Consider the following 14,371-nt stretch of genomic DNA (forward strand, 5'->3'; position numbering starts at 1 on the left):
GGTTACTGAACCTTTTCCTGATGACTAGGGTAGGCAAAGGTATAGTAACCGGCGTCGTTAGCCGTTTTCTTCACCATCCCGTTCAGGATCACCCCTTTAATGACCACACCGTTTTGCTCGAAACGTCGGATGCTGGTTTCGATCTGTCGGACGGTATTGACCTCAAAACGCACCACCATCAGTGAGGTGCCGGCGTGATGCCCGACAATCGCAGCATCCGTCACCGCCAGTACGGGAGGGGTGTCGATCAACACCAGATCGTAGTGCTGGCCCGCCCAGTGCAGGAAGTCAGCGAAACGTTGATGCATCAGCAATTCAGACGGATTGGGTGGAACCTGGCCCCGAGGCACGAAATCCAGATTCGCAATGTCCGTTTTCTTGACGGCCAGGTCAGGCGCAATCAGTCCTGACAGCATGTCAGACAGCCCACCCTTGGCGCTGTTGTTCAGCCAACGATGCAGAAAACCTTTGCGCATATCGGCGTCAATGAGCAACACCCGCTGGCCCGCCTGCGCGATCACCACCGCCAGGTTAGTGCTGGTGAAACTCTTACCGCTGGCAGGACTGGCGCCCGAAACCATCAGAATATTGTTTTTGGCTTCCATCATGGCGAAGTGCAGGCTGGTGCGCAGACTGCGAATCGCTTCGACGGACAAGTCGTCCGGCGCTTCCTGCGCCAGGATTGGCAACTTGTCGCCACCATTTTTGGTCAGCAGTTGCTGTTGAGCTCGGTTACGCTTTTGTTGCCATGGCGACAACGGCACGGTGGCATACACACTGATACCCCGTTTTTCCAGCGTATCGGTATCGCTGATGCCACGATGCAGCGCCGCGCGTAACACCACCACCGACGCCGACAGCACGCCCCCCAACAACAGCGCGAAGAATACGATCATCACTTTTTGTGGCTGCACCGGACGCAGGCCGGTTTCCGCCTCATCGATAATGCGAATATTGCCCACAGTCCCTGCCTTGCTGATGCTCAATTCCTGCTGCTTGTTCATCAACTGCATGTACACTTGCTGATCCACCTGTACGTCTCGGGTCAACCGCAGAATTTCCTGCTGGGTTTTCGGCAGCGTTTGCACCTGTTTACCGAGGCGAGCCTTTTCTGCTTCCAGCGTGGCGCGCTTTTCTAACAGTGCGCGGTAGGCGGGATGCACACGGGTATAAAGTTTGGAAATCTCTGCTTCTTTGAACGTCAGCTCATTTAACTGCCCCTCAAGCTGAACCTGGGTATCCAGCACGGATTTGGCCTCCAGTGACAGATCCACCGAATCGTTCTGCTGACGGAACTGGTTAAGCTGATTCTCGGCGTTGTTGAGCGAGGTCTGCGTGCGTGGCAGTTGCTCATGCAGGAAAGCCAGCATACGCTGCGCCTCTTCCGTCTTGCGATCCACGTTCTGTTGCAGATAGTTGTCGGTGATACTCTTCAACACCGCCTCTGCACGCTGTGGATCTTCGCCCGCCAGGCTGAACGTCATGATGCCGCTTTCTTTACCGCCAGGGGCAACATCAAGCATGTTGCGCAGATCGTCCACCGCTCTTTGTCGTGGCACATTAACCACCGTGAAGGTCGTGCCCGGCAAGGCATCCAGCGCCGTCACGTTGATTGCCCAATCCCCCTGCTGCAATGCTTGCCCTACGACACCGCTGAACAGCGTTTTCCCGTCATAGCTCAGGCTATAACGTTGTTTGTCCTCCACCGTCAGCGTTAATTCCTGCCCTTGCATCACCGCTGGCGTCTTCATTCCTGCGATACGCAATGCCGGTGGCGTTTCTCCGCTAAGGCGGGCGATGCCCTTGCCGAACAGCGGAAAATAATCAGGACTGATACGCACCGTCAGGCCAAGATCGTCCACGGTTTTGCCAATCACGTAGCGCGATTTCGCCAGGGAAACCTCATCCTGCGTCGCCGAGTTCTGCCCAATTGAGCCGATTGAACTGTCCAGCGTTTCACGCAGTAACGAATCGCCCGAAAGCTGCTTTTCTACCTGCACCAACGCGGTCGCCTGATAAATAGGCGTCGCCATCAATGCATAGGCACAGCCCAGTATGCCGGCCACCCCCGTCACCAGCAGAATACGCCAACGGTTGTCCCACAAAGGGCCAATCAACCGCTCCCACTCCAATTTGTCGTCCTGCTCAGCCATTACAATTGGCAATGCATTGTTCTTCATCATCAGTATTCCTTAAGTCACCGTGGCGGCTTTACCAGTTACGGATCCGCAACGTGGCCTCGCTGAGGTCGTTGAAGCTGGAAATAGTCGGTACCAATTGGCTGATCAAGCGATTCCAACGCGCTATCGGTGCCGCCGTGACATACACCACGTCATAAGGTTCCAACTGGAATTCGGTGCCCATCGCCAGCGCAGCGGCGTCGGACAAGTCGAACTGATACAGCGACGCCAGACGCTTCGGTTGTTTACCGCCGTTCGGTCGGATCACAAACACGCCCGTGGCGTCGGCCACCGTTTGACTGATGCCTTCAGAACTGCCCAGCGCCTCGGTCAGCGTCATACCACTCCGGTCCATTTTCAGCGTCGACTGCTTGCCAACCTCACCCATCACAAACACTTTGAGTTCGTCGTTGCGCGGCACATAAAGAATGTCACCCGGTGCCAGCAAACGGTTCTGGCTGATATCGCCACGTTGCATCAACGCCTGCAGGGAAATCGGCTGTTCCTTGCCGTCGTGCGTCAGCACCACGTTGCGCCAGTCAGCGTTATCGGTCAGCCCTCCGGCCGCGTTAATCGCATCAAGAATCGTCAGTGGCACGTTGGTCACAGCCTGCTGCCCAGAGGTTTTCACTTCGCCAGTCACGTACACCTTCTGCGAACGAAATGCGGCAATGCTGACATCTACCTGCGGGCTTTCTACGTAGGTCGCTAATCGACCGGCGATTTGGTTGCGCACTTCAGTGACCGTTTTACCGACGACCTGTACTCGACCAATGTAGGGATAGAAAATAGCGCCGTCGGCGTGTACCCAGTTACCGGTGTCACTGGCACTGCGGTATTGCCCTGCTGGCGTGGTCAACTCCGGGTGATCCCAGACGGTGACATTCAGCACGTCGCCGACACCGATACGGTACTGGTAACTTTGCAGGCGCTGGTCCAGTGCCAGGTTGGGCCGCGCCACCGGCTCTATCCGGCGCATTTTTTCCAACAACATCGGCGTGACGCGGTACACCTGGACCTGCTTGTCCAGATCGAAGTTTTCGTCCTGTTGGATGACTTTTTCTTTTCCCTGAGTCGGGAGGTGTGAACCCGGAAACGCTGTGCAGCCGCTAAGCAAGGCGCTGGACAGCACCAGTGGCATCAAATGAGGCAAGTGAAGGTTCATAACAGTACCGTGAAAAACGGGCCACCGTTGCGGCCCGTGGGAGGATTAACGATCGGCGGTAGGGTTATCCGTAAAAATCCTTGCCTGGCGCGGTTCGTGCAACAGGGCAAAATAACCGAAGAAACAAAATACAAATGCCAATAGCATTTGGTAATCCGGCAGTTTCAGGACTTCACTGCAGATGCCGACACAGGCCAACGTGACCGCCAACATGCAGCTCATCCCCAGAGCCTGCCGCGCGTTGAGACCGCGGCGCATCAAAATATGGTGCAGATGATCACGACCCGCCTTGAACGGGCTTTGGCGGCGCAGCAGACGGCGCACCATCACAGTGACCATGTCCATCAGCGGAATGGCGATCAGCCACAGCGCGGTCACCGGCCGGATGACGGCATCCGGTCCTTGTGTGGCGATAACCAATAACCACAACACGCTAAAACCAATGACCATGCTGCCGGCGTCACCCATAAAAATTTTATTGCGCGCACCAAAGACGCTGAGGTTGAACAACAGATAGGCAGCCAACGCCGCAATCAGGCTCAGGCACCACAAAGCCTGTTCGTCATGTCCTGCCAGTCCGAATAAAATGGCCAACGCCAAAAAGGTGACGCAAGACAGTGCCCCCAGTTGGCCGTCAATCCCATCGACCATGTTATAGGCGTTGATCGCCCCCCATACCGCCAGTGGCGTGACCAGTAACGCGGCATAGCCCAACAGCAGTTCTTGATGGCCCCACAGGTAGCCGAAAGAAGTAAGTTGCATCCCTGCCACCAGCATCATCGCCAGCGCGATCCCTCCCTGCACAATGACGCGCGGCGCCACCGGCAGATCGAAACGGTCATCAAGCACGCCCAGCATCACCAACGCGGTGACGCACAACAAATAGGTCGTGCTGTGTGGCAACCAGTCTGGCTGCCAGAACGTCACAAATGTAATGCTGAGATAAATGGCGATTCCACCGACCAGCGGAATATGCCCCTGATGGCGTTTGCGCGCATTGGGCTTATCCACTAATCCCACGACCAGCGCAGCGCGGCGGGCAATAATCACCAGCACCAGTGCCAAAATAAATATCACGCTCAGTTGATATAACATTGTTCCTCCAGCGAATAAGCACGCTACCGCCCTTGAGTTACAGCTCCCAATGCGCTATTAAAAATTAATCTGTAGAGGCGCCGCATGACGCGCCCATATTGCATGCGGTCCCACTACACTCTGTTGCCGCAATAGTCGGGGCGACGTTATTCACCCCGACTGCCAGCGACGAAAAATAAATAACCTTTGCCCGTGAGAAAGTTATCTCTAGGAAAATTCGTGCTTAATTGTTTTTTCGATTGCCGAATCAAGATCGACTGGCGCCACGAAATCACTTTGTACACTGCTCTTAAATTGCGTTCTGGCGCAGAATTTCTGTACACGAACGCGGCTAATAGGGAATTTACGGTGACTTATTTTACTCACCATATCTAATGCCGTTGCACCGCAGATTCCAAATAAATAGGGAATGCGAATAGTCTTATTATTTCGCCCTAATGAAGACGAAATAACGTCGACCAACTGATTCATGGTGAAGTCCGGTTTATCAACATAATTACTGACCTGATATGTCGCCTGCTGATCCAACGCATGCTCCAGCCTGGCCGCAATATTTTCAACATAGGCCATAGACTTCATATTATTACCACTGCCAATCATCACAAATCGGCCGCTGGCGATCTGCCGGAACAAGTTATACACGTTGCCACGGTTGTTTTCGCCAAACACCACCGTGGGTCGGATAATGGTTAACTTGTTGCTGGCGTCGGCTTTGCGCCAGGCCTCGTAGACATATTCAGCCTCCAGCTTGGACTTACCGTAATGGTTAAAGGGTTCAAAAAGCCCTTCTTCATCGGTTTCTTTGGTCACAAAACCGTAGACCGCCACGGATGAAGTAAAAATAATTTGCGTGATATTTAACGCGGAGGCCGTCAGGCAGACATTACGCGCACCATCAACGTTAACCTGATAATACAGTGAGATAGGGTCGACATTGTCCTGATGTTCAGCCGCAAGATTAATCACGGCGTCACAACCAGCCAGGGGCTGCCGCAATGTTTCGGGTTGAGTTACATCGCCAAACTGATAGAGCTCAGGAAATTGCTCGCTCTGCTTCTTATCCACGATGGTCAACACCAGGTCGTTACGCGCACTCAGGCGTTTAACCAGACGCGTTCCGATAAAGCCAGAACCCCCGATGATAGCTACTTTACGCTTATCCATAATTTGTCACTCAGCTCGGTTTTCCATTATTCCTGCCACAGCATTTTGGCAGGACGCTTATTCGCGCTAAATCATGGAAACCAGACTGGACAAATCATTCTTCACTTTCAAATAACAAATAATGAAATAATAGTCTTGGAAAAATGTAAAATTATGGGGAAAGATGAAATCGTCTTACGCGCTAATTTTTAACATCGTAAGCAACCTGATATTGCATGGTTTTGTTCGGCAATATAAGATTAATCTTACCGCTCCCTTGAACGCTGGACGTTTCATATTTCACCGGTTGTTTCAATCGCCCTTCTTTGGGATCGACGCATTCTATGGTTGCCAGCTCCAGGCTCTCGCCTTCATACAAGCAAAGCAACGTTTGCGGACTATTGGTCCGAGCGTTGTTCAACGTCAGGGTCAAAACAACACGCGTATTGTTTTGAATGTCATTGATAATGGGTGGCCGAGTTTGATTTCCCAAAACATATGAAAAATGTGAAATAATTAGCAAGGATACGAATACCGACAGGTATTTCACAACTCTGACGGCAGGAACGGAGAAAAAACCTACGGGTGTGACCGGCTTTTTTCTTATTGTTGCGGCATTTTTAAGCGATTCGGGAACCTCAACGGGGGAAGACGTTACCCTATCTTCCTTATGTTGATCTATTTCATCAGCGGTAACCCCATCATCTTTATTTGTACTTTCAGAAATATCCGCTTGAATATTATCTTCAGTTTCATCACTGATATTCCATATTTCGTCTTCGACATATTCATCCTCTTCAGAAATAAAGTGAAAAGCAGCCTTGTTTTCCACCTTATATCCCAGGCGTGGAATAGTTCTGATAAGGGTGTGCTCAGTATCTCCAATCTTTTGACGGATTGATTTAATTGTTTGATTTATCGTTGAATCCGAACAGTAAGTTCCTTTCCATATATTTTCTATAATTTCCGTACGTGTAACCAATTCTGGGGATCTGGCGACAAGAAGTGAAAGGATTTGATACTCCTTCCAACGCAGGCGGAATTTTTCCCTGGACGGTGTCAGAACATCTAGATTCCTAATCTTTATTCTTTTATCAAGATTCACTTTTAATTTCCTTAGCGTGCCTGTCCTGCACACTTTGTATAGAAATATGAAAAAATGTTCAAGAAATTAAATGTAAACTCAACAGGTTGCATTCATCAGATGTTTATTTTTATAAAAATTTGCTGATTTCATTTTTTACTTCCTCTCTCAAACGGAGGATTAGATTCTCTGAATGTCTCTATTTCCCTGTTGGTAACATGGTTTCTTATCATGTTAATCTGCAACAAAACAAACACAATGCCATGTTTTTTAACAAGAAAGCAAATTATGTTGTTTGCTTGTTAATTACATGAAATTGTGAAATTTCATAATAACGTCAGAAAGTATCACCTGCTTTTCCGCTTAATCTGATTGTCAGATAGCCTACAAAAAGCCTACGAAAACAGAATGAGAGTTATCTGATTTAATCCTTCACATTGTATTGAACTAAATATAGCACCAAATACAAAGGCATATTGCCAACTTGGTGACACACGTCTCGAATAATGAAAAAATGCAGGTTTCATTATCCTGACAAACCTCATTACACGCACATTTTCTTTGTAAGGATTCAGACAGGAAAATGAACAATATCCTTCAATGACATTTCAGCTCATCATTGACCAAAAAAAAACAGAACCTGAGAGATGCATCTATAAACAAAGGAAAAATCAGTGCAGGATAATAAGAATATTACCTAAAGGCAGGAAATTTCACTCGGTGCGTAAAAATATCACATGGAAGAGAGAAAGAAACAGCCCCTCCCCTCTTGAAGAGGAACAGATTATACCCGAGCACGGAATGCGGGGTCGGTTAAGGTGTTTTTAGCAAGCTCAGCGTTTTTTTCGGTCGATAAACGCGCGAAGCACCATGAGGCTCATGCGCCTCGACCGAGCAAGGGGCCGTAAGCGCGGTAATTACTCTGCCCGTCCAGGGCCTCGCCCCTTCGGGGCCGCTGCAAGCAGCGTTCAAATCTGCTCCCGGCAGATTTGTCCTCCTGCACCTGCGTTGTCGGGCGGGTCGGCTACGACAAATGTCCCTGTTAGTCTCGCCTCAATCGGCCTTCCCTGGCCGGTTGCCCCTGACAACGCCGTCTTGCTCGGCAGCCGGTGATGCGCATCAAGGTCAACACCCGAATCGGCAGCCATCGGGCAACCCAGCCACTCAGTGTGACGTTGCGCGATGAAAGACAGTGAACAAGATGAGATGAGCACGGGGTTGGGCGCCCTGAAGACGTCGAACGCAAGAACAACGCATAGGCGAAACCGCCATGGACGGCGGTTTCAGGCGAGACAGGCAGGGACGCCTGTCGTAGCCGGCCGTGATACGGTGTGATGAAGTGAGAGCCGTTGGCGCAGCCAACCGTCTGAGTGGGCAAGAGCGCGGGTTGCAAGGGGCCACGCTTACGGCCCCTTGCTCGGTCGAGGCGCATGAGCCTCATGGTGCTTCGCGCGCTTATCGACCGAAAAGAGCGTTGAACTCGCTAAAAAAACCTACGTGGCCAACATTATCCGAACGTGTGATTACTTTTTACGACCGTAGACCACCCAAGTGATCACAACACAGAGCACATAGAATACCAGGAAGACTTTCATCGCCCCTGCTGGTGAGCCCGTCAGCGCGAGCGAAGTACCGAATGCCTGCGGAATAAAGAAGCCGCCAGCAGCGCCTATTGCCGAGATAAACCCCAGCGCCGCCGCAGAATCGGTGACCGCCTCACGCTGTGCACTCTCGTCGCTGCCGCCGCTAGCTTTAACCCGTTCGACGGTGATTTTCCGAAAGATCACGGCAATCATCTGGAAAGTCGAGCCGCTGCCCAAACCGGCTGTCAGGAACAACAACATGAATACGCCGTAAAACGCCATAAATGAACCGCTATCACCGGCACCCGGTAAGGTCAGGAACAGCAATGCGGCAAACACCGCCATCAATATGAAGTTAATCAGCGTGACGCGAATGCCGCCAAAGCGATCGGACAGCGCCCCGCCCACAGGACGAGCTAAAGCACCAAGGAAGGGACCGAAGAAAGCATAATGCAGAATCACAACGTCCGGGAATTGTGTTTTAGACAGCATGGCGAAGCCGGCGGAAAAACCGATAAAGGACCCGAAGGTTGCCAGATACAACAGGCTCAACACCCACAGATGACCGCGTTTAAGCACCGGTAACTGCTGACGCAGCGACGCTTTGGAGGCCGCCAGATCGTTCATGCCAAACCATGCGAACAATGTACCTATCAACAAGAACGGTACCCAAATCCAGGCCGCATTTTCCAACCACAGCTGACTGCCGTCCGGTTGTGTTTGGCCAGTACCGCCAAATACGCCGAATATGGCCACGGAGATCACCAGTGGGGCGACCAGCTGCATCACGCTAACGCCTAAATTGCCCAAACCGCCATTGAGCCCCAGGGCGCCCCCTTGCCGTGCTTTAGGGAAAAAGAAGCTGATGTTGGCCATGCTGGAAGCAAAGTTGGCGCCAGCAAAACCGCACAACAACGCGATGATGACAAACACGCCATAAGGGGTGGTGGCGTCTTGCACGGCAAACCCCAGCCACAGGCAGGGTATCAACAGAAAACAGGTGCTGATCGCCGTCCAACGGCGCCCACCGAACAGCGGGATAACAAACGAATAAGGCACACGCAGAATAGCACCCGACACAGAAGGTAACGCGGTGAGTAAAAACAGCTGATCGGTAGTGAAATTGAAACCGACTTTGTTCAGATTCACCGCCACCGCGCTGAACAACATCCAAACGCAGAAAGCCAACAGTAGGCAGGGAATGGAAATCCACAGGTTGCGGTTGGCAACGCGTTGACCGCGCTGTTGCCAGAATGCGGCATCCTCAGGCTGCCAGTCCTGAATAACCGCGCCTGTTTTTTTTGATAATGACGTTGCAGATTGCGACATAAAAACCTCAGACACAGGGTGATAATTCCGCCCACCCTAGGCGGCGATCCCCCCGGCAAAGTTGATGTAAATCAACCCGGATGCAGGTAGCAAACGCGCGGAAAATCCCCACCAGCCCTTTATGAGTAAGGGGCGCTTTCCCGCAAAAACAATACAAATCAAAAGATTAAAAAATACCCGATGTCATCCTGATGCATCCGCAGCCCAGCCAGGAAACTAGGGGTTACTTCGTTAGAGGTATGGGGTTATGCGCGGGGATAATGAAAAATAATGCTGAATCGTTACTCTATTCACTGGCATCACCTGCTCCTGCACTCAGGTTTCCAGTTGTTGCATTGCGTTACCGCCGGGGATCCAAAACCTATGAAACGCCTGTTAGCTCCGCTTTCCATCGTTAACCAGGTAGCTATATTAATGCTGCTTCTGGGCATATTGGGCGTTGCTGGCATGAGCATTTCTGCCTGGATGTCGCAAAGCATTCAAGGCAATGCGCACGCCATCAATAAAGCCGGTTCCTTACGTATGCAAAGTTACCGTCTGTTGGCACAAGTGCCTTTGAATGCCCACAGCGAAGCGCTGATTCGCGAACTGGATCAGGACGCAAACAGCCCTGATTTGCAGCGTTCGGTACAACAAGAGCAACTGACCGAACAATTTCAGGCACTGCACAATTACTGGCAATTAACGCTGTTGCCACAGCTGCGCAATGCCCAGCGGCCTGCAGAGGCTGCCGCCCAGGTTGCGCATTTCGTGTCACTGCTGGATACGCTGGTTTCCGATATCGACCATCACACCGAACGCCGGCTGTTGACAGTCACCCTGGTGCAGGCGGTGTTTATCGTACTGACATTGCTGCTTTTGGTCGGCACCATTTGCTATCTGCGCCGTCGCCTGCTGCACCCATGGCGCCAACTGGTGGAGATGGCGCTGTCAGCAGGCCGTGGCGATTTTAGTCGACGCTTTGCTCAACGCGGCCATCAGGATGAAATGGCCTCGCTGGGCGGCGCGTTGAACACCATGTCCGACGAATTGGCCACAATGTATAACGGGCTAGAACAACGCGTTGCGGAAAAAACCGCCGACCTGCAGCAAAAAAATCAGGTGTTGAGTTTTTTGTATTGTGCCAGCCGCCAATTACACGCCAATGAACCGCTGTGCAGCCGACTGACGCCCATCCTCAATAAGCTGCAAGCCCTGACGCCATTACGTGCCATTCAGGTGCGATTGTACGAAAACAACAGCCAAGAACAGTTTGTCCAATTGAGCGGCAACCAGCCGCTTCGACCGGAATACTGCAACAACCCGGTATGTAGCGCTTGTCTCAGCGATGACAGCCCACAGCACGCCGACCTCCCTTTACTGAGCTGGAGCCTGAGCGACAAGCTGGGAGATTACGGCGTCATTATCGCGCAACATACGTCACAGCAGCCGCTGAACGACGACCACCAGCAGTTGATCAACACCCTGGTTGAGCAGTTGACCAGCGTGCTGGCTATTGAGCGCCAGGTTGACCATCAACAACAGCTCATGCTGATGGAGGAACGCGCAGCGATAGCGCGCGAACTGCATGATTCCATTGCCCAGTCGCTGTCATGTTTGAAGATGCAAACCAGTTGCCTGCAAATGCAAGGGGCCGAGCTCTCACCGGCGAATTTGGCGCTGGTTCAGCAAATGCGCGAAGAACTGAACATTGCCTATCGGCAACTGCGCGAATTGCTGACCACTTTCCGTCTACGGTTAACCGAGCCGGGGCTGCTGGCGGCATTGCAGTCGACGGTTCAGGAATTTAGCCAACGGCTCGGCATCACCATCAACCTCGATTATCAATTAACGCCACGTACAGTGCCTGCGTATCAGGCCATCCACCTGTTGCAGATTGCCCGCGAAGCCTTAAGTAACATCCACAAACATGCCCAGGCTAGCCGGGTGAACATTCAGGTCATCAATCAACGAGGGGAAGTGACCCTGAGTGTCAGTGATAACGGTCGTGGGCTGCCGGAAAATACCGCCCGCCCTGATCATTACGGCCTGATAATTATGCGCGATCGCGCCAAAAGCCTGCACGGCCGCTGCGAAATACTGCCCTGCAACGGCGGCGGCACTGAAGTCCGGGTGGTATTCAAACCGGACAACCACGCCATCGACTAAGAGCCGATCCCAATCGGCTCTCATGGGAGAAAACATGACAACTGAAACTGCCGCCACCATTTTACTGATTGACGACCACCCAATGCTGCGTAACGGCGTAAAACAGCTCATCGGCATGGATCCGCGCCTGCAGGTGATCGCCGAGGCCGGTAATGGTGAACAAGGCGTCACACTGGCCGAAGAGCACGATCCTGATCTGATCCTGCTTGACCTCAACATGCCGGGTATCAACGGGTTGGAAACGCTGGATCGTTTGCGAATGACCGCACTCTCCGGGCGCATTGTCGTGTTTAGCGTCTCGAATCATGAAGATGATGTCGTCAGCGCGCTAAAACGCGGCGCCGATGGCTATCTGCTTAAAGACATGGAACCGGAAGAGTTGCTGAAAGCTTTGCATCAGGCGGCGACCGGTCAAATGGTACTCAGCGAAGCCTTAACGCCCATTCTGGCCGCCAGCCTGCGTGAGAACCGCCCCAGCGCCGAGCGCGATATCCAGCAACTCACGCCGCGCGAACGCGACATTCTTAAGCTGATCGCTCAAGGCCTGCCGAATAAAATGATCGCACGCAAATTGACCATCACTGAGAGCACCGTCAAGGTGCACGTTAAGCACCTCTTAAAAAAAATGAAGCTGAAGTCGCGCGTTGAGGCCGCAGTATGGGTATTACAGGGCAAGAACGGTTAGTTATCGCCGTATAACGGCCCAGTCTCTGCCGGGATAGCCGGCGTTTGCAGTATTTTTGCCGGTGGCAGACCTTCCTCGTTACCGGCAGACAGCGTCAAAGGCGTTGTCACCTGCAGTTGGATCCAGTTTGAGGTTACCAACTGGTGCTTGTCATCCTCCAGCGTAACCGATAAACGGTAACTGTTGCTGGCACCCGGTGCGTCATCCCATTGCGGCACAATCAGGCTCCATCCATGCGGATCGTTACTGTTTTGTGACGGCGTCAAGCTCAAGGCCTGGGTGTCTCCCTGCCAGCTGACGTGGGTGATCTTGTTGGTGGTTTTAATTTCCAAGACCAACGGCAGCGTTTCCCCCGGATTCAGTTGCCAGGGGGGTGTCGCCAGGAACACCTGTAGCGTTTTGCGCTGGCGGAACGCCATCACCGGCACATTTTTGCGCTCGATGTTGTCATAACGGCTGCCGCGTAACGACTTGGCCTGCGCAACATATTCTGGCGATATCTGTTTCACCAAAGGCACGCCAAGCCGATAACTTAGCGCCAACTCGACCTGATCCTGACTCACGCCACCCTCACCCATCTTATGCAACGCTTTCACCGTGACCAAGGGAACCGGGGTGTAATTTACCCCCAACTGCATAGCCCGCGGGTCATTTTGCTTTTTACCGCTGCCAAACAGATCGACATTCTCTCCCCAATACTGCTCATAGCTGAGCGAGCCACCAATCTGGCGATAAAATGGCAGGTAGCCTTGCGTAGTAATGTCATAGCCCTTCGCCGGCCGGCTAAGAAACTCCGCGTTATCGGCCTGTTGCGCCAGGGCTGATAACGGGTAGTAATAGTTTGCTGAGAAACGCAGGAAATCGCCCCAGGCCTCCGCTCCCAAGCTGGCGCGGTTGTGATGACGTTCGAAATCGCTGTCGAGCACCGTGTTATACCCGAGTAACCAATCGCCAGCGACCCAGCGCTGCCCAACGCCAAGATTGCCGAGCGAACCGCCCGTTTGCTGCAGCAAACCTATCTGGCTGTAGGTCAGCAGGCCGTTGACATCATAAAGCGGGCTGAACAACTGCCCGCTGCTGCCGGCAAAATCCCCGCGTTCGGACATGGCCAACGACAGTTTGGCGGTCCCCAGTGGAGAGAGCAATTCCTGAGCCTGTTGTTGCAATACATCACTGGCTTGGCCCACGGCATAGTTTTCGGCACGGGCACGCACCTGCTGGCCCGAAACGTTATTAAGGTTACGTTCCCCCAACTGCTTGGCCATGGTGGCCCACTCTTTCTCGCGTTCGGCATCATTCGACAGGTTGCTGCCCAGCTCAGGAAGACTATCGTCCGCGGTGGGTTGTGGGGTCACGGTGTCTGGCGCAGGCGGGGACTCGGCATAGGCGGGTAACGCACAGGCAAACGCCCCCAACAACCACGCGGCCGGTGAACAACCAGCAAGGCGGGAGAGGACATGAACGGCTTCTCTCATTGTACAACGTGCTTTTTGTATAACGTCTGTCATTACGCAGTCGCCGCCGCCTCATCCAGAAGGTTTGGCGCATAAACCTTTTTTTGCTGCCGCCACTCCAGGCAACAGACACCCCAAGGATCACACACTGGCTGAACAGAGGGCGTTTCTCTGCCGGGTGCCGGGACACCAAAGTGCATCGTAAAACCCAAAGTCTAATCGGTTTCTGATGAGAAACAATCGGATAAACCTCATTTGGCATTGTGACACCGTCACACAAAGCACCACTCGGCAAGAAGAGGTTGCCGTCTTCGGGCTACGGCTTTCATCCCCCCAACCCAAAGGGTAAAATTCACTTTATTTCACTCTCAATTTTGCCTAAAAAAAACGCACACCAAAATACAAAATCATATCAAAACACTGATTACCAATATTAATTTAAAACCTCAGCGCGTTTGCGCTGCCAAGTGCAACACGTTGCGGCCCACCTCGCAAGACTGAAAAA

General features: G+C 52.5%; 9 protein-coding genes. 2 read left to right on the forward strand and 7 right to left on the reverse strand.

Annotated elements, in window-relative coordinates:
- Positions 1-2: 2 nt before the first annotated feature.
- The 6 genes from JOE25_RS11840 to JOE25_RS11865 form a co-directional block, all read right to left on the reverse strand.
- Entirely contained in the window at positions 3-2,183 is a 2,181-nt protein-coding gene (locus tag JOE25_RS11840; protein ID WP_209635393.1) for a polysaccharide biosynthesis tyrosine autokinase, read from the reverse strand.
- Positions 2,184-2,211: 28 nt separating this feature from the next.
- Complete coding sequence (locus JOE25_RS11845) at positions 2,212-3,345, reverse strand: polysaccharide export protein (protein WP_209635395.1); 1,134 nt, start codon at positions 3,343-3,345, stop codon at positions 2,212-2,214.
- Between the two features lie 45 nt (positions 3,346-3,390).
- Complete coding sequence (gene wecA / locus JOE25_RS11850; protein ID WP_209635397.1) at positions 3,391-4,440, reverse strand: UDP-N-acetylglucosamine--undecaprenyl-phosphate N-acetylglucosaminephosphotransferase; 1,050 nt, start codon at positions 4,438-4,440, stop codon at positions 3,391-3,393.
- A gap of 207 nt (positions 4,441-4,647) precedes the next feature.
- A complete protein-coding gene (locus tag JOE25_RS11855; protein WP_209635398.1) occupies positions 4,648-5,604 on the reverse strand; it encodes an NAD-dependent epimerase/dehydratase family protein in 957 nt (318 codons plus the stop codon).
- 181 nt (positions 5,605-5,785) lie between these two features.
- The gene (locus JOE25_RS11860; RefSeq protein WP_209635401.1) at positions 5,786-6,688 is read right to left on the reverse strand and encodes a helix-turn-helix domain-containing protein; all 903 of its coding nucleotides are present in this window, start codon (positions 6,686-6,688) and stop codon (positions 5,786-5,788) included.
- Between the two features lie 1,502 nt (positions 6,689-8,190).
- On the reverse strand, positions 8,191-9,579 hold the full coding sequence (locus JOE25_RS11865; protein WP_209635403.1) for a NarK family nitrate/nitrite MFS transporter: 1,389 nt from the start codon (positions 9,577-9,579) through the stop codon (positions 8,191-8,193).
- Positions 9,580-9,942: 363 nt separating this feature from the next.
- Between JOE25_RS11865 and narX the strand changes: the two genes are divergently transcribed.
- Complete coding sequence (gene narX, locus JOE25_RS11870) at positions 9,943-11,727, forward strand: nitrate/nitrite two-component system sensor histidine kinase NarX (RefSeq protein WP_209635404.1); 1,785 nt, start codon at positions 9,943-9,945, stop codon at positions 11,725-11,727.
- A 34-nt stretch (positions 11,728-11,761) separates the two neighbouring features.
- The gene (gene narL / locus JOE25_RS11875; protein ID WP_209635406.1) at positions 11,762-12,412 is read left to right on the forward strand and encodes a two-component system response regulator NarL; all 651 of its coding nucleotides are present in this window, start codon (positions 11,762-11,764) and stop codon (positions 12,410-12,412) included.
- Here the strand turns inward: narL and JOE25_RS11880 are convergent.
- Positions 12,409-13,920, reverse strand: a complete 1,512-nt coding sequence (locus JOE25_RS11880) for a YchO/YchP family invasin (protein WP_209635408.1) — start codon at positions 13,918-13,920, stop codon at positions 12,409-12,411. The genes narL and JOE25_RS11880 overlap by 4 nt on opposite strands.
- Positions 13,921-14,371 lie beyond the last annotated feature (451 nt).

Source organism: Serratia sp. PL17, assembly GCF_017832355.1.
In the GTDB taxonomy this organism is placed as follows: domain Bacteria; phylum Pseudomonadota; class Gammaproteobacteria; order Enterobacterales; family Enterobacteriaceae; genus Serratia.

What these genes read in the sequence shown, in the direction of transcription:
- JOE25_RS11840 (WP_209635393.1), bottom strand. Translation starts at nt 2,183, where the DNA reads ATGATGAAGAACAATGCATTGCCAATTGTAATGGCTGAGCAGGACGAC.
- JOE25_RS11845 (WP_209635395.1), bottom strand. Translation starts at nt 3,345, where the DNA reads ATGAACCTTCACTTGCCTCATTTGATGCCACTGGTGCTGTCCAGCGCC.
- wecA (WP_209635397.1), bottom strand. Translation starts at nt 4,440, where the DNA reads ATGTTATATCAACTGAGCGTGATATTTATTTTGGCACTGGTGCTGGTG.
- JOE25_RS11855 (WP_209635398.1), bottom strand. Translation starts at nt 5,604, where the DNA reads ATGGATAAGCGTAAAGTAGCTATCATCGGGGGTTCTGGCTTTATCGGA.
- JOE25_RS11865 (WP_209635403.1), bottom strand. Translation starts at nt 9,579, where the DNA reads ATGTCGCAATCTGCAACGTCATTATCAAAAAAAACAGGCGCGGTTATT.
- narX (WP_209635404.1), top strand. Translation starts at nt 9,943, where the DNA reads ATGAAACGCCTGTTAGCTCCGCTTTCCATCGTTAACCAGGTAGCTATA.
- narL (WP_209635406.1), top strand. Translation starts at nt 11,762, where the DNA reads ATGACAACTGAAACTGCCGCCACCATTTTACTGATTGACGACCACCCA.
- JOE25_RS11880 (WP_209635408.1), bottom strand. Translation starts at nt 13,920, where the DNA reads ATGACAGACGTTATACAAAAAGCACGTTGTACAATGAGAGAAGCCGTT.